This is a genomic window from Paenibacillus sp. FSL H7-0703 (assembly GCF_038003485.1).
GTDB classification, from domain to species: Bacteria; Bacillota; Bacilli; order Paenibacillales; family Paenibacillaceae; genus Paenibacillus; species Paenibacillus polymyxa_B.
On sequence record NZ_JBBOPF010000001.1, the window covers coordinates 815,639 to 833,615 of the forward strand.

Here is a 17,977-nt window from a genome sequence, read left to right on the forward strand (position 1 = left end):
CATATTTATGCGGTTTGTTCCTCGGGATGCTTTCGAAATTGAAGCTCATACAGCTCTGCATAATGACCTCCCTCGGCAAGGAGCTGATCGTGGGTACCCTGCTCTTTCAGTTCGCCATCGGCAAGGACACAGATCGTATCCGCCCGTTCAATCGTAGACAATCGATGGGCAATAACTAATGTCGTACGATCCTTCATCAGCTCATTTAAGCCCTGCTGGACTTCATACTCCGATTCTGCATCCAAAGCCGAGGTCGCTTCATCCAACAGCAAAATCGGTGCATTTTTGAGCAAAGCACGAGCAATTGCGATCCGCTGTCTTTGACCGCCAGACAAATTGGCTCCGCGTTCACCGACAATCGTGTCGTACCCCTCTGGCAGCTCGGCTATGAAGCCGCTGGCATAGGCTGTTTTGGCCGCAGCCTCTACTTCCTCATCCGTGGCAGTCGGTGAGCCAAAACGGATATTATCCGCTACTGTACCGTGGAAAAGCGTAGCCTCCTGTGGTACATAGGCCATCAAATCCCTGATCTCATCCAACAGAAATTCTTCTGCCAAGCGACCACGAACCCGCAGCACACCTTCGTCCGGTGGGTAAAACCCCAGCAACAGCTTCATGACTGTGCTTTTGCCACCACCACTCGGGCCGACAAGCGCGGTTACCTGCCCTTCTGGCACAACCAAGTTTAACCTTTGCAGCGTTGGATGGTCAGGCTGATAGCCAAAGGTGATGTCGTGCAGCTCCAGCGCAGCCGGAGTCTGTTCAATGGCATGGTCTGAACGCAAGGTCTCAACATCGCCATAGAATTCCCCAGATTCACGGGCTGATAAAGCTGCCGTCTCGGGATCGATAAGCATAGTCAGCGGTCCCTTCTTTTTAGCCGCGGGGAACTGCTCTTCTTCCTTCGACTCATCCAGAATTTCGCGGATACGCGCCAAGCCTGCCAAAGAGTTTTGTAACAGTGTTACAGCTGCCCCTAGCTCCAAAAACACCGTTGAAATACCGGTTTGCAGCTGCACAATCTGTCCCAATACTCCCAGTTCCATTTGCTTCTGCGATACCAGAATCAATCCGGCGACAAGCACACCGCCCAGCGTAATGAACTCTATGACAAAATTGCACATATCCTGCAAGCCCATATGACGTCCCTGCCGGATGCTGATACGGTTTATGTCCTCGCTTGCATCGTTACATAGTCCACCTACCTTTGTCCTCAATCCAAACAACTTCACCGTCTGCAAACCGGAAAGCAAATCACTCAATCGTTCCGTGAACCTGCTCATCCGTCCCTGTAACTCTTCACTCGTCTTTCGCATTTTCTTTGCGAAATGAGCATTTATCCAGGCTGAAGCCAGCCCAAGTAAAACCGCCATAATCCCAAATCGCCAATCCAGAACCATCAAAATGACCAACGAGCCCAAGAAAAGCGAAATTTCCAGTATAATCGAGCGGATATGAACGGTGTAAGCCTGCTCCAGCGCCTGTACATCGTTCGTCATACGGGATACAAGATCACCCGAATGGTGTTTTTCGGCTTTATCGTACGATAGCTTAACAATGTGGCCAAATAGTTTCATTCGTACATCGGCAATCGCCAGCTTTACACACCGTTTATACATATAGCTGCACAGGGGGGAAATAAGACTTAATGCCAAAAATGTACCACTGACCAAATAGACCGCTCGGTATAGCTCCTGTACATCGCCATTAACCGCGAAATTCAGCAAATAATGCACCACAAAAGAAAGTAAAATCGTGATGCTGGCATTGGTCAGACTATTGCCAACCAGCCCGGTAAAATACCATTTTCGGTGCGGCTTCATCAGGGATATCAACTGCTTAAATTCATAAAACCCCTGTTTGAAGGTCACGACGCTCACCCCTTTCCTCAGGCAACGAATTACCGTTTTCCGCCGTATGCTGTTCTTCTTCAAAATTTTTCAAATACAGCTTTCGGTACACACCATCACGACCTAGTAATTCCTCATGAGAACCCGATTCCACAATGCTCCCCTGATCGAGTACAATAATGCGGTTCGCCTGACGTACGGTTGACAGTCGATGAGCAATGACCAGTACCGTCCGGTTTTGCATTACCGCATTCATCGCATTCTGCACCTGAGCCTCCGACTGACTATCGAGTGCTGAAGTCGGCTCGTCCAATAGAAGCAGCGGAGCATTTTTCAGTAATGCTCTTGCTATGGAAATACGCTGTTTTTGACCGCCAGACAATCCGCCTCCCCGCTCGCTCAACAGGGTTTCATAGCCCTCGGGAAGTTGAACAATAAAATCATGCGCATGTGCCGCTTTCGCCGCCTCGACAATTTCTTCCCGAGTCGCCTCCAAACGTCCATATCCGATATTTTCTGCAATAGTGGCCGGAAAAAGCGACGGCTCCTGAGATACCATCGAAATATGACTGCGCAGGCTTGTTAAATTCCAATCTGTCAAACTCTTTCCAAATAGTTGAATGGTTCCAGCATGCTCTCCAGGTTCATTAAATCCGCAAAGTAGCTTGAAAATCGTGCTTTTACCTCCACCGCTGGCACCGACAATCGCCACCATATCCCCTTGCCCTGCCTGGAAGCTAATATCCTTCAGCACTGTGTTCCCTTCATCGTAGCCAAAGGTCAAATGCTCAAAGCTGACTACAGCAACACTATCAACGTCATCATCACTTTCTGCTCCGCCTTCACTCATTCGGTTGGCTTCCCCATTTGCATCGTCTTTCAAATGAGGCGCCTCATTCTCTCGCTTCTGATCTACCAAGGTCATTTCGCCATCCTGACGTTCATTCTGCCAATCCAGTACCTCAAACAAATGCTTTGCGGCTCCACCCGCTTCCTTCATTTGCGAAATGATCGTCGGCAGCATGGCAATCGGCTGCAATATGAACGAAATCAGGTATAAAAAAAGTACAATGCCTCCAGCATTCAGCTCTCCTTGTTGTATCAGGTATCCTCCGTATACAATGACCAAAATAATTGGTGTTGCCAGCATCATCACACCTACTGGAGTAATGGCTGCATAGCGCTTTTCTAGCCTTAAGCCGCGCTTGACGACCTCCTCCATAATCACCATATACTTCTTCAACAGCACAGCTTGCATATTGAATGCCTTGACGATAGGGATTCCTCCGATTGCATCTTGCCCCACAGCGTTCAAATGAGCAATTTTCTCCTGAAGATCTGCGGAATATTTTTCAATCGGCTTGCTCATTAGTGATGTTATGATCATTCCTATTGGCATGAGCGCAAGACTTGCCAATATCAGTTTCCAGCTTGTCAGTAAAAGCAATATGAGTGATGCCGTAAACACAAGCGGTAAATAAAACAGATTGGAAAACTGCTGGATAAAAAAGTTCTGTAATACTGCCGTATTATTGGTTAGACGGGATACCAAATCTCCGGTAAATTTCCTTTCCACGCTGGAAACCGGTAAATCGCAAAACTTATGTACGAGATCGCCTCTCAAGTCGCGCAGAGCACTAACACTAAATCGCGCTGAAGCGTACCTCATCACAAACTTACAGGGCATTCCAATTAGCGTCATACCAACAACCAGATAGATCATGTTCTGGGTAGAGGAGAATGTCCCCTGTGCCATTTGCTCAATGGCCTTACCCAAAACAATGTCAATAGCTGCCAAACACAAGGAGGCGATCACCGTTATGAAAACCCATAGATTGTACGGTCTTACATAACGTATGAGTCTCCGAAAAGCAGAATTTAATCGAAACAAGGGCATCCCTCTTTTCGTTGCCCACACTTTATCAGTGCGAACTTTTTATATTGGCTGTGGACGTCGATGAGATAAACTCTGGGTTTGGATGCATGAGTATCCGTGCAGAATAAAATGCGATTTTGAACTATGCTGGAATTTGCATCTTGGTGTGGGCTGGTTGTTGATTGTTGCTGAGATGGTAATAAGGAAGTGTATCGTGATGTGTGGGACATTCAACTCTGTCTGAATCGTGGTTGTAGGGTGCTTGTGTTGTAAGCTGTATGAGATGCCGCTGCGTGGGCCATCGGCGAGGATGTAGAAAGAATGTTCTCGACTGCGCTCATAACCTCTTGTTCTTGTTCATGGATGAAAAAGTGATTACCTTCGAACATCCGAACATCCATAGGTGATGTCGTATGTTGTTGCCAGGCATGGAGTGACTCTGTGCTAACCTCAAAATCCTTCATTCCGCCTAAAACGGTCATCGGGCATACCAGTGGATTTCCCGGCTGATAAACATAAGTTTCACATACCTTAAAATCTGCACGCAGACGAGGCATAATAATTTGCATCAATTCTGCATTTTGCAGCACCTCTTCAGGGGTTCCCTGCATTAAACGAAGCTCTTCTGTGAAAGAATCGTCTGCTAAATCATGGAGTCGTTTTTTGGAGTATGGAAGATGTGGTGCGGATTTACCAGATATAATGATATGCACAGGTAGCTTTCCAGTTTTGCTGTACAACTGTCGCGCTGTTTCAAATGCAATCAGTGCCCCCATACTGTGCCCAAAAAAAGCGAACGGCTTATGCATGTATGGAGCCATTGCGGGAACCAACGATTGAACGATGTCTTGAAGAGTATCCATTGGAGCTTCTGTTGAACGGCTTTCACGTCCTGGAAGTTGTATAGGCAACACGGTAATGTCAGGCGCAAACCTAGACTTCCAAGAGTTAAATATGTAAGCACCACCACCGGCGTAGGGGAAGCAAAATAGTTGGAGCTTCGCAGTCAGTTGGACCTCTGTTTTCGCGAACCAAGATTGCGATCGAGTCGTCATATGAATTCCTCCATCCTCTATGCATTTCATAATTTTACAGTAAATCCTTATATCTCTTTTTTTATTCCAACACTTTCTAACTGTTTTTAAATATACAAACTTTAAAACCACTTGGCATGGGACAAAAGGGCTAAATTGATAGAGCTCATAAAAATAAAACAAAATCCATATTATGTTATTTGTTTCCAAAATTCAAAAGCAACAATTTCACTTTTTGTATTAGTTATCTGTCAATCATGATCTGTTAATTTAGTTTGAAACGAAATTTTAGGTTTTCACGAATTTTGTAAAACTAAACTCATTATGATTTACATTGAAGCTCCACCCCCTTATCCTACAACAATTTTATCTTTACATGCCATTAACATAAATGTAACAAATTCAACCTGATATCATCCGACAAATTCCGCCTTTTTCCGCAACTCTCTTTAACATCCTAAATAATGGATTTAATTTATATCAAGCTCACATAAACCAAAATTAATAACTCTTTAATTTTGTAATAAATATTGTTATTTCATAGTCCTGAAGGACCATATTTTGCATATTTTTTTCTGACTCTTCGTCTAAAAAATTCAGTTCGGATTGAGTTTTTCTCTCCCAAAGCTATGAATTTTCTTTTCAAACTCTAATAGAAACGTTTCTATCTCGATTCAAATTACCTGTTCTCTAGAAATTTATAGCCTTACTTTTAATCTTTCACCCCCTCAAAAAACAGTAACGGCAAAACAGCAAGGCTCCCTGTTGTTGGAGCTTGCTGCATTATAAATTTTATTATGTTTGACTTCACTATCGGTCGTTATGCAGAGCGTTGTAAGCTTTATTATAGTTATCCCCCAATCTTATTAATTTAGTGGGATGGAGTATATGTATGGGTTTCTTGTATAATTTCCAAAACGCGAAAGCCTTATGGTATACAAAAAGAGCACAGCCCATTAAGGCTGTGCTCTTTTATCGTGCTTGGCGACGTCCTACTCTCCCAGGACCCTGCGGTCCAAGTACCATCGGCGCTGGAGGGCTTAACGGTCGTGTTCGGGATGGGTACGTGTGGAACCCCTCCGCTATCGCCACCAAACATGAATTTACATCGTAAATTCTTCCGTATGGTTATTCGGTTCATCACTTATCGTGCGAATGAATAGCCATGCGCTTGTTGTATGTATTTCTACATACCTTCAAGGTTACACCCTGAAAACTGGATCCGAAACTCATTTGCGTTTTATTCTTAGGATAAGCCCTCGACCGATTAGTATTGGTCAGCTCCATGCATTACTGCACTTCCACCCCCAACCTATCTACCTCGTCGTCTTCAAGGGGTCTTACTAATTGGGAAATCTCATCTTGAGGGGGGCTTCACGCTTAGATGCTTTCAGCGCTTATCCCTTCCGTACATAGCTACCCAGCGGTGCTCCTGGCGGAACAACTGGTACACCAGCGGTACGTCCATCCCGGTCCTCTCGTACTAAGGACAGCTCCTCTCAAATTTCCTACGCCCACGACAGATAGGGACCGAACTGTCTCACGACGTTCTGAACCCAGCTCGCGTACCGCTTTAATGGGCGAACAGCCCAACCCTTGGGACCTACTTCAGCCCCAGGATGCGATGAGCCGACATCGAGGTGCCAAACCTCCCCGTCGATGTGGACTCTTGGGGGAGATAAGCCTGTTATCCCCAGGGTAGCTTTTATCCGTTGAGCGATGGCCCTTCCATGCGGTACCACCGGATCACTAAGCCCGACTTTCGTCCCTGCTCGACTTGTAGGTCTCGCAGTCAAGCTCCCTTCTGCCTTTGCACTCTTCGAATGATTTCCAACCATTCTGAGGGAACCTTGGGGCGCCTCCGTTACTCTTTAGGAGGCGACCGCCCCAGTCAAACTGCCCACCTGACACTGTCCTCGCACCGGATCACGGTACCAAGTTAGAACCTAGATACGATCAGGGTGGTATCCCAAGGATGCCTCCTCTCAAGCTGGCGCTCAAGATTCAACGGCTCCCACCTATCCTGTACAGATCGTACCCAAATTCAATATCAAGCTGCAGTAAAGCTCCATGGGGTCTTTCCGTCTTGTCGCGGGTAACCTGCATCTTCACAGGTATTAAAATTTCACCGGATCTCTCGTTGAGACAGCGCCCAAGTCGTTACGCCATTCGTGCGGGTCAGAATTTACCTGACAAGGAATTTCGCTACCTTAGGACCGTTATAGTTACGGCCGCCGTTTACTGGGGCTTCGGTTCATAGCTTCGCCCCGAAGGGCTTACCACTCCCCTTAACCTTCCAGCACCGGGCAGGCGTCAGCCCGTATACTTCGCCTTGCGGCTTCGCACAGACCTGTGTTTTTGCTAAACAGTCGCTTGGGCCTTTTCACTGCGGCCCCCTCGGGCTATTCACCCTACCGAGGCACCCCTTCTCCCGAAGTTACGGGGTCATTTTGCCGAGTTCCTTAACGAGAGTTCTTCCGCGCGCCTTAGAATTCTCTTCTCGCCTACCTGTGTCGGTTTGCGGTACGGGCACCTTCTCCTGGCTAGAGGCTTTTCTTGGCAGTCTGAGATCATGACCTTCGCTACTACAATTTTCGCTCCCCATCACAGCCCAGCCTTACGATGTGCGGATTTGCCTACACACCAGCCTCACTGCTTAGACGGACATCCATCAGTCCGCGTCACTACCCTACTGCGTCACCCCATTGCTCATAACGGATTACGGTGGTACAGGAATTTCGACCTGTTGTCCTTCGACTACGCCTATCGGCCTCGCCTTAGGTCCCGACTTACCCTGAGCGGACGAACCTTCCTCAGGAACCCTTAGGCTTTCGGCGGATCTGATTCTCACAGATCTTTTCGTTACTCATACCGGCATTCTCACTTGAATGCAGTCCAGCGCTCCTTACGGTACACCTTCAACCCGCATTCAACGCTCCCCTACCCCTGATGCAAGCATCAAGCCATAGCTTCGGTGGTGTGTTTAGCCCCGTTACATTTTCGGCGCAGAGTCACTCGACCAGTGAGCTATTACGCACTCTTTCAATGGTGGCTGCTTCTAAGCCAACATCCTGGTTGTCTGTGCAACTCCACATCCTTTCCCACTTAACACACACTTGGGGACCTTAGCTGATGGTCTGGGCTGTTTCCCTTTCGACAATGGATCTTAGCACTCACTGTCTGACTCCCGGAACTAAATCTATGGCATTCGGAGTTTGACTGAGCTTGGTAACCCTTGCGGGCCCCGCACCCAATCAGTGCTCTACCTCCACGATTCTTTTTTCCGAGGCTAGCCCTAAAGCTATTTCGGGGAGAACCAGCTATCTCCGGGTTCGATTGGAATTTCTCCGCTACCCCCACCTCATCCCCGCATTTTTCAACATGCGTGGGTTCGGGCCTCCAGTGCGTGTTACCGCACCTTCACCCTGGACAGGGGTAGATCACCCGGTTTCGGGTCTACGTCCACGTACTCATTCGCCCTATTCAGACTCGCTTTCGCTGCGGCTTCAGCTCTTCACCTTAACCTTGCACGGGAACGTAACTCGCCGGTTCATTCTACAAAAGGCACGCCATCACCCATAGATCGGGCTCTGACTTCTTGTAAGCACACGGTTTCAGGATCTATTTCACTCCCCTTCCGGGGTGCTTTTCACCTTTCCCTCACGGTACTGCTTCACTATCGGTCGCCAGGGAGTATTTAGCCTTGGCAGATGGTCCTGCCGGATTCATACGGGGTTTCACGTGCCCCGCACTACTCGGGATCCGTCTCGGAGAGAACAAGTTTTGAACTACAGGGCTTTTACCTTCTCTGGCGGGCCTTTCCAGACCTCTTCATCTAACCGGTTCCTTTGTAACTCCATGTGAGACGTCCCACAACCCCAAGGAGCAAGCTCCTTGGTTTGGGCTAATCCGCGTTCGCTCGCCGCTACTGACGGAATCACTATTGTTTTCTCTTCCTCAGGGTACTTAGATGTTTCAGTTCCCCTGGTCTGCCTCTATTCTGCCTATGTATTCAGCAGAAAGTGACTGTCGATGAAGACAGCCGGGTTTCCCCATTCGGACATCCCCGGATCAAAGCTTGCTTACAGCTCCCCGAGGCCTTATCGTTGTTCGCCACGTCCTTCGTCGGCTCCTGGCGCCTAGGCATCCTCCGTGTGCTCTTTGTAGCTTAACCTAGACTTTTCTTTCAAAGAAAGAAAATGTCGATGTTCGATAAAGAATGATTTTTGCCATAAGCAAAAAATCTTTCCTTACCTGCTACCTTTATTTCACTTGTTTACACAAGATCAGCTTAAAGGAATATTCTAAAACGCAATTTCGTTTCGGTATCCAGTTTTCAAGGTGCAATATTCTCTCCGGCTTTAACCCCGGAAAAACATCATATCAAATTCCTCAACACTTGAATACAAGTATATTTTGGAAATCTGATGTGAGAGTTTGAACTCTCAAAACTGAGCAACGAGTGAGTAAGTTAAGGATATTCATTTCATTCACACGAACGTGATGAACCGAATTGAATATCCAGTTGCAGGTACGTTGTACCTGCTGATTTGAATGTTTCCATTGCAGGAAACGATTCTCCATAGAAAGGAGGTGATCCAGCCGCACCTTCCGATACGGCTACCTTGTTACGACTTCACCCCAATCATCTACCCCACCTTCGGCGGCTGGCTCCCTTGCGGGTTACCCCACCGACTTCGGGTGTTGTAAACTCTCGTGGTGTGACGGGCGGTGTGTACAAGACCCGGGAACGTATTCACCGCGGCATGCTGATCCGCGATTACTAGCAATTCCGACTTCATGTAGGCGAGTTGCAGCCTACAATCCGAACTGAGACCGGCTTTTCTAGGATTGGCTCCACCTCGCGATTTCGCTTCCCGTTGTACCGGCCATTGTAGTACGTGTGTAGCCCAGGTCATAAGGGGCATGATGATTTGACGTCATCCCCACCTTCCTCCGGTTTGTCACCGGCAGTCTGCTTAGAGTGCCCAGCTTGACCTGCTGGCAACTAAGCATAAGGGTTGCGCTCGTTGCGGGACTTAACCCAACATCTCACGACACGAGCTGACGACAACCATGCACCACCTGTCTCCTCTGTCCCGAAGGAAAGGTCTATCTCTAGACCGGTCAGAGGGATGTCAAGACCTGGTAAGGTTCTTCGCGTTGCTTCGAATTAAACCACATACTCCACTGCTTGTGCGGGTCCCCGTCAATTCCTTTGAGTTTCAGTCTTGCGACCGTACTCCCCAGGCGGAATGCTTAATGTGTTAACTTCGGCACCAAGGGTATCGAAACCCCTAACACCTAGCATTCATCGTTTACGGCGTGGACTACCAGGGTATCTAATCCTGTTTGCTCCCCACGCTTTCGCGCCTCAGCGTCAGTTACAGCCCAGAGAGTCGCCTTCGCCACTGGTGTTCCTCCACATCTCTACGCATTTCACCGCTACACGTGGAATTCCACTCTCCTCTTCTGCACTCAAGCTCCCCAGTTTCCAGTGCGACCCGAAGTTGAGCCTCGGGATTAAACACCAGACTTAAAGAGCCGCCTGCGCGCGCTTTACGCCCAATAATTCCGGACAACGCTTGCCCCCTACGTATTACCGCGGCTGCTGGCACGTAGTTAGCCGGGGCTTTCTTCTCAGGTACCGTCACTCTTGTAGCAGTTACTCTACAAGACGTTCTTCCCTGGCAACAGAGCTTTACGATCCGAAAACCTTCATCACTCACGCGGCGTTGCTCCGTCAGGCTTTCGCCCATTGCGGAAGATTCCCTACTGCTGCCTCCCGTAGGAGTCTGGGCCGTGTCTCAGTCCCAGTGTGGCCGATCACCCTCTCAGGTCGGCTACGCATCGTCGCCTTGGTAGGCCTTTACCCCACCAACTAGCTAATGCGCCGCAGGCCCATCCACAAGTGACAGATTGCTCCGTCTTTCCTCCTTCTCCCATGCAGGAAAAGGATGTATCGGGTATTAGCTACCGTTTCCGGTAGTTATCCCTGTCTTGTGGGCAGGTTGCCTACGTGTTACTCACCCGTCCGCCGCTAGGTTGTGTAGAAGCAAGCTTCTACACAACCCCGCTCGACTTGCATGTATTAGGCACGCCGCCAGCGTTCGTCCTGAGCCAGGATCAAACTCTCCATTAAAGACCAACCGAAGTTGGTTTATAGAAAGAGCGATAAGCTCATGTTGAAACTGACGAGATAAAACATCTCATTTTCGCTTCCATTTCATACAGCCTAATGGCATGTACCAAAATTTCTGCGTTGGATTTTGTAAACAAAATCCATGCTCACTCGTTGTTCAGTTTTCAAAGATCAAATTTTCATACGGCTTTGTTTGAGCCAGAATAATAATATAACATTTTCGTCTAATTTGTTCAACCTGTAAATAATTCCAGGCGATTCATCCAACCCATATTTTTAATAATCATTTTCGGGCTGGATTAACAATATATCAATTTAAAGCAATTAAGTATACATGTAAAAATTTCCAACTTGTTCAAACTTATTAAAATTCTTTGATCTTGTTTTATCGGCTGGACTAGTAATTTAACACGTATACCAAATTAATTCTACTTGCAATTAATTCCTTTTAATAGACAACTATAGATAAACACCAAAGTAATTCATATGCCAATAGGCGGAAGTATTACTTAAATCTGTGTTATTCTAATTTTACATAAGGATTTGCTTTGTCAATTAGTTATGGCAAAAACAATTATGCTTACGTCACTCAATGAAAGTGAGGTTACTCGATGCGTATTCCAAGAGTTGATAACTTCATCTGCTCTATGACAGTTAGATTGATCCCGAAATATGAAAAACAGCGGTATCTTTAGACGAGTCCTAGATACCGCTGTTTTATTGAACTATCGTTCCTCGTTTGTTAAACGATAAACTTAATCTCCGTATTGTGTTTACAGCATACGCAAACTCCTGTTTCGAGTTCACCTCTGGACAATGCAAGGTGAAGAAGAACCTTTTGCTTACTGTGGAAACAGATTTAGGAAGCCATGACTTCAATATTCAAGAGGATGCCGCTACCGCAAGCGTGCCGGAAGAATCAGCTGTATGATGAATACTCCGAACGAAGCGAATCGTTTTTGTTTCCGAGTGCATTACGACTGAATGAGTTTCCGCTCTGTGACCGGGAAGAGAACGAACCCCCTGCAACCACTCTCCAGGTGTCACACCTGTAGCCACAAACATCACGCCTTGGCGTCCGACCATATCATCCATGGTAAGCAACGCACCGGGGTCAGTAATGCCCATACGTTTGCAACGCTCAATCTCTTCTTCACCATGAGGCAGCAGACGACCCTGAATTTCTCCGCCCATGCATTTCAGCGCTGCAGCGGCCAATACACCCTCAGGAGCGCCACCAGAACCGATATGCAAATCCACACCGCTATCCAGGCATGTTTCAATCGCGCCCATCACATCCCCATGCCCAAGCAATTTGATTCGAACGCCGCTTTCCCGCAGAAGCTTGATGATCCCAGCGTGCCGTGTACGATCCAGAATGGACACGGTAAGATCAGACAAGGATTTACCGAGTACTCGTGCAGCTTTTGACAATGTAGTTGGGATTGGGTCCTCAAGTGACAGCTTTCCAGCCAATGCCGGGCCAACGGCCATTTTTTGCATGTACATATCTGGAGCGTGGAGTAGACTACCACGAGGTGCAGCAGCAATGACCGACAGAGCGTTATTCAAACCATTTGCTACTGTTTCGGTTCCCTCTAGTGGATCGACAGCGATGTCCATAGCCGGTCCTCTACGATTGCCTACTCTTTCTCCGATATACAGCATGGGAGCCTCATCCATTTCGCCTTCGCCAATGACGACCGTGCCGTCCATGGATACCGCATTAAAATGAGTGCGGATGGCTACCGTAGCCGCCTCGTCCGCGCTATTCTTATCTCCACGCCCTGTCCATTGTGCTGATTGCAGTGCCGCTGCCTCTGTTACCCGAACGAATTCCAAAGCCATTTGACTCTCCATACCTATCCCTCCACCTCTTCTAAAAATAATAGTTACCCTTAAGCAAATGAATTATTTAGGGTAGCTTTGCTGCAATCTTTCTATTTATCTATTAAACTCCTGTATCCTACGATTTTAATTTTTAGTTATATGAGCAGCTACTAGGCTCTATAACATTCTGATAATCAAACCTGCCGTCTCTTCAATCGCCTTATCTGTAACATCAATAACCGGACAATTCAGCTCTTTAAACAAAGACTGCGCATACGCTATTTCCTCTTCCACCCTCGTCGCTGTAGCATACTGCACATTATTAGGAAGCCCCATAACCTTTAGTCGCTCACTGCGTATTTTTAACAGTAACTCTGGCTCGATCGTTAATCCGAACACTCGACCACGCTGAACATCTTTCAACTGAACAGGGGGTGTCAGCTCCGGTACAACCGGTATGTTGACCGTTTTATAACCTTTATGCGCGAGAAACATGGATAAAGGGGTTTTGGAAATACGGGATACCCCAAGCAATACAATATCCGCTTTAAGAATGGCGCTCACATCTTTGCCATCATCGTATTGAACCGCAAAATCCAAGGCCTCTACACGGCGAAAATAGTTGTCGTCCAGTCGATGCAGCAGACCAGGCTTCTCTTTGGGATCGTCATGGAACGTATCGGCAAACGCCTGCATCATCGGCCCCATAATGTCGACAGCCCGCACATTCAGCCGGACAGCCTCCTCTTTCATCGCCTCTCTCAATTCCGGCTGTACCAGCGTATAAGCTACAAAGCCTTTACGCTCGGCAACTTCCTCCATCACCCGGCTCAGCTCGTCTTCATCCCTCACGTTCATAAATCTTTTGATCTCTGTGTCTGGTAACTCAAATTGGCGCATGGTCGCCTGTACGACAGCTTCTGCCGTTTCGCCAATTGAGTCTGAACAGATCGCTATAAAATGACTGCTCGCCTGAACCATTCGATTCCTCCCATTAATCCTCTGCTACCATATCGAGCAACATTTTAATAATATTCGTTTTTGTAATGCGTCCCACGACTTTCCAGTGCTCCCCTTGCTTGTCGGAGTCGGAAGGGACGACGACAGGCAGGCTGTCGATTTGACGGGCAATAATTTTGCGCGCTGCCTCTAATACCGTATCCTCTGGGGAAACGGTGACAACATTCGCCTGTCGGGTCATCACAAGGCTGACAGGAATGGTTGCTGCATTGGGATTCCCTAACGTTACCTTAAGCAAATCCTTGCGGGAAGCTACCCCTGCCAAATCTCCGTCTTCATCGGTGACGATCAAATTGCTCACATTTTCCAAAAAGAGAGCCACGACAGCTTCCTGAATCGTTGTTGTTTCACGTACGATGACTGGAACCCCATGAAGATCGCCGACCTTCATTTGCAACAGCCGGAATTTTTCCTCCCGGTTCGGCGTGCCCCGCTTTCCAACAAAATATCCGACCTTGGGCTTTGCATCTATGTAATTCAGAATGCCCAATTTGGATAAGTCGGTCCGAATGGTCGCCTTGCTGAGATTAAGCATTTCCGCAATCTGATCCCCGGTAATCGGGGCATGCTTTTGTACAATGTTTAAAATTTCTACTTGTCTTGCCGTAAGGTCGATGATGAACGTCCCTCCTTTTTTCTTTCAATCTGATATTGAATATAATACGTCATATATAACAATAAATCAACCTTAAAAATCATATAAAACATCATATATATAAAACTAAAGTGTTTATTCATGTCTTTTCATCATTTAAAACACTTATTACACACAAAAAACGGGTACTTACACCCTGCTCTTTCGAGTAAGGCGAAGTACCCGCTCCCTTATTCGTATCTTAAAGCATCAATCGGACGTAGCTTCGACGCCTTCCGCGCCGGATATACTCCGAATAACACCCCGACTGCCATACAGCACAGAAAAGAGTACAGCACGGGCTCTATCGAATACACAATCGGCATTTGGACGAATTTCTCGAGCAGCTTTGCACCTCCGAGACCCACCATTACGCCAACCAGTCCACCCATCAGACTGAGAAAAACAGCCTCAGCCACAAACTGCAGCATTATATCACTGCGCTGCGCACCAATCGCTTTGCGAATCCCGATCTCCCTTGTGCGTTCCGTGACGGACACCAGCATAATATTCATAATGCCGACACCACCAACGCCAAGCGCAATTGCAGCTACACCGGCCAGCAACATATTCATAATACGATCAACCCCGGACACCGTTTTTAAGATTTCCGTCTGGGTCATAATCTGAAAATCATCACCCTCTGATGGCTTTAGCTCATGTCTGACACGTAACACCTGCCGAATTTCAGCACTTGCCTGACTGATCTTCTCCTCTGTTGTTGCGGAGGCGTTCACCTGCTGAATACTCATATTGCCTAGCCGTTCCATCCCCGTTGTAATCGGTACATATACCTGCTGACCACTGTTACTCATATTGGAATTGGAATTTGCCAGCACACCAACCACCTTAAAAGGAAGCTGTTTGATCATGATCGTCTCACCGACCGCTCTGGAGGCATCCGGACCAAAAATATTACGGGCCGCATCACTCCCAAGCACAGCCACATTCATTCGTTTATCCACTTCATAGTGTGTAAAGGACCTACCTTGAGCTAGCGACAGCTTTCTCACATGGACAAATGCCAGCGAAGTTCCCTCAATTTGCCCGCTGACCTTATTGCGGCTCCACGTAATATCTGCATTGGTCATGGCACTTGGTGCTACCTCTGCTACTGCTTTTTGCTGCTCTAGCGCATCGATATCTTCCAGAGATATTCCTTTCGTCTGACTGAACGACATGGAGCTGGACCCATCATATGGAGCATAAGGATAGATCATCAGCAGATTATTTCCCATACTGTTGATCTGAGATGTAATCGTAGCCGTTGATCCTTTACCGATGGCTACAATCATAATCACAGCGGCTACTCCGATAATAATGCCCACCATGGTCAGCAAAGATCGCAGCATATTGGTTCGCAAACTGTTGAGCGACACACGGATAATTTCCTTAAACTTCATGCCTTCACTTCCTCTGCCGCCATTCTTCGTTTCCCAACAGGCTGATCCTCTTCAATCCGCCCATCTCGAAAATGAATCAGACGCTTGGCGTATTCCGCAATTTCCTGATCATGAGTAACCAATACAACCGTTTTCCCCTGATCATTCAGACGCTGAAAAATCCCCATTATTTCAACGCTAGTTTTGGAGTCCAATGCGCCTGTCGGTTCATCCGCCAAGAGAATAACCGGATTGTTCACAAGTGCGCGCGCAATGGATACCCGCTGCTGCTGACCGCCTGACAATTCGTTCGGCCTATTGTTCATCCGATCGCCTAGACCTACGCTAGTGAGGGCTTCCATTGCCCGCAAACGACGCTCCTTGGCAGAAATACCCGCATAGATCATAGGCAGTTCCACATTCTCCAAAGCCGTTGCTCGCGGGAGCAAATGGAATTTTTGAAATACAAATCCGATTTTCTGATTACGTATAATAGCCAGTTCATCCTCGCGGGCATCTAATATCGAATAGCCATCCAAATAAAATTGTCCCGATGTAGGTAAATCCAGACAGCCGATGACATTCATCATCGTGGACTTGCCTGATCCAGACGGTCCCATGATCGCAACAAAATCACCGTCAGCAATATTAAGTTGTACCTCACGCAGGGCATGAATTTCCTGATCTCCGACCTGGTACACTTTTTTCAAATCCTCAATCTGAATGACGTATCTCATACCCGTTTAAAAGCCTCCCTGCATGCCGCCCATAGCGGAAGGATCCGGCGGAGGTTCAGGAGCAGGCACAATAAGCGTGTCACCCTCCTTTACACCTGACTTGAGTTCGACTCGATCTGGCGTATAAAATCCGAGTTCTACGGGCTTGAATGTGCGCGCCCCTGGATTCGCAGCGTTATTGGCGGCAACATACACGCCATCCTGTCCCCCTTCGGATCTCAGCGCAGTCGCAGGTACGAACAGTACATTTTTGTGTACTCCCAAAATAACGGCCACATTCATAATCATGCCCGTTTTGAGCTTGCCTTTCGGGTCATGGACAGACAGTTCCATCAGATACGTCGTCATCCCTTCATCCGTAGAGGCTTCCGGTGAGACGAATTGCACCTTCCCTGGAAAAGATTCACCCGGATAGGCATTGGTAGTCAACACGGCTGAAAGACCCTTCTTTACTTTGACAATGTCGGTCTGACTTACCTTTACAACTACCTTAAGATCGTTGGAATCCGAGTTATTCATGACAATGAATGGAGCGGTCGGACTGGTCCCCACATCCCCGTTCACCTTCAAGATCACTCCGTCCCAAGGTGCTGTGACCTGAAGCTTGTTCAATTCATTTTTCTTCTGCTCCAGTTCCGTCGCCTGTCTTCGAACCTCTATCCGTGAGGCTTGAATATTGGATGCATCAGCAGGAACCTGAATTTTGCGAAGCTCTGCCATTGCCGTACGATATCCGATTTCAGCTTCTGAAATGGTGCGACGTTTTTGCGACATGATTTTGCGGAACTGCAGATCCAGACCATCATAGTCCGTCTGTGCTTTATCCAGTGCTTGCTCTGCCTGCTCCAATTCACTGTTGGACACCGCCCCGGCATCATGTAAAAACTTTTGGTCTTCATATGCCTTTCGCGCCTGTTCCAACTGCTTTTGGGAAGTTTTCTTCTGACTTTCGGCTTCTTCCAATTCAAATGATTCTTGCGCTGTATCGATAGCCATTTTGGCCCGAAGTACATTTGTCTTCTGAATTTCAATGTCCTCTGCCTTCGGACCTTTTTCCAATTCAGCCAGCTTGGCTTTGGATATTTCCAAAGTATCAGACGCAGTCTGAATTTGCATTTTAATTTCTGAACTGTCCAGAAGAGCCAGCACCTGTCCTTTTTTCACCTTGTCCCCGGCTTTCACATTTACCGCTGCCAGCTTGTTATCACCTGCACTCGTGAAGTTTAACTTCACTTCCTTGGACGCTTGCACAGTGCCGGACGTGTCCAGCTTCTCACTCACATCGCCGCGCTCTACTTTAAGCGTCTCATCCTGAACTAAAGGTGCCGCCTGCTCTTTGGGCAGATTCAGATATACTGCCGCTCCGCCTCCACCTACAACCAGTAGAACAATTGCAGTCCATATCCACTTTTTTCTCCGTTTTTTCCGTAACTTGATTAAAGCATCATTTAAAACCGTTTCTGCCAACGCCT

9 protein-coding genes and 3 rRNA genes are annotated in these 17,977 nt (G+C 47.5%); all 12 read right to left on the minus strand.

Going from position 1 to position 17,977, the window contains the following annotated elements; all coding sequences use genetic code 11:
• Positions 1 to 5 precede the first annotated feature (5 nt).
• Positions 6 to 1,871: an ABC transporter ATP-binding protein gene (locus MHB46_RS03035; protein ID WP_341161570.1), complete on the minus strand. Its 1,866-nt coding sequence runs from the start codon at positions 1,869 to 1,871 to the stop codon at positions 6 to 8.
• Positions 1,846 to 3,741 (minus strand): ABC transporter ATP-binding protein, encoded by a 1,896-nt coding sequence (locus tag MHB46_RS03040; RefSeq protein WP_341161571.1) that lies wholly within the window; start codon positions 3,739 to 3,741, stop codon positions 1,846 to 1,848. Before MHB46_RS03040 ends, MHB46_RS03035 begins: the two co-directional genes overlap by 26 nt.
• Positions 3,742 to 3,956: 215 nt before the next feature.
• Positions 3,957 to 4,781, minus strand: coding sequence for a thioesterase II family protein (locus MHB46_RS03045; protein WP_341161572.1), 825 nt, complete (start codon positions 4,779 to 4,781; stop codon positions 3,957 to 3,959).
• Between the two features lie 958 nt (positions 4,782 to 5,739).
• Positions 5,740 to 5,856, minus strand: a 5S ribosomal RNA gene (gene rrf, locus MHB46_RS03050).
• Positions 5,857 to 6,007: 151 nt separating this feature from the next.
• Positions 6,008 to 8,934: ribosomal RNA gene (locus MHB46_RS03055) — 23S ribosomal RNA — on the minus strand.
• 412 nt (positions 8,935 to 9,346) lie between these two features.
• Positions 9,347 to 10,902 (minus strand): 16S ribosomal RNA (locus MHB46_RS03060).
• Together the 16S, 23S and 5S rRNA genes form the textbook arrangement of a ribosomal RNA operon.
• Positions 10,903 to 11,784: 882 nt before the next feature.
• Positions 11,785 to 12,762 (minus strand): class II fructose-bisphosphatase, encoded by a 978-nt coding sequence (glpX, locus tag MHB46_RS03065; RefSeq protein WP_341161573.1) that lies wholly within the window; start codon positions 12,760 to 12,762, stop codon positions 11,785 to 11,787.
• Positions 12,763 to 12,909: 147 nt separating this feature from the next.
• The gene (locus MHB46_RS03070) at positions 12,910 to 13,713 is read right to left on the minus strand and encodes a pyruvate, water dikinase regulatory protein (RefSeq protein WP_069291845.1); all 804 of its coding nucleotides are present in this window, start codon (positions 13,711 to 13,713) and stop codon (positions 12,910 to 12,912) included.
• A 13-nt stretch (positions 13,714 to 13,726) separates the two neighbouring features.
• Positions 13,727 to 14,341 (minus strand): helix-turn-helix transcriptional regulator, encoded by a 615-nt coding sequence (locus tag MHB46_RS03075; protein ID WP_238794854.1) that lies wholly within the window; start codon positions 14,339 to 14,341, stop codon positions 13,727 to 13,729.
• A gap of 236 nt (positions 14,342 to 14,577) precedes the next feature.
• On the minus strand, positions 14,578 to 15,789 hold the full coding sequence (locus MHB46_RS03080; protein WP_165175377.1) for an ABC transporter permease: 1,212 nt from the start codon (positions 15,787 to 15,789) through the stop codon (positions 14,578 to 14,580).
• The gene (locus MHB46_RS03085; RefSeq protein ID WP_341161574.1) at positions 15,786 to 16,505 is read right to left on the minus strand and encodes an ABC transporter ATP-binding protein; all 720 of its coding nucleotides are present in this window, start codon (positions 16,503 to 16,505) and stop codon (positions 15,786 to 15,788) included. Before MHB46_RS03085 ends, MHB46_RS03080 begins: the two co-directional genes overlap by 4 nt.
• Positions 16,506 to 16,511: 6 nt before the next feature.
• A complete protein-coding gene (locus MHB46_RS03090) occupies positions 16,512 to 17,972 on the minus strand; it encodes an efflux RND transporter periplasmic adaptor subunit (RefSeq protein WP_341161575.1) in 1,461 nt (486 codons plus the stop codon).
• Between the last annotated feature and the right edge of the window lie 5 nt (positions 17,973 to 17,977).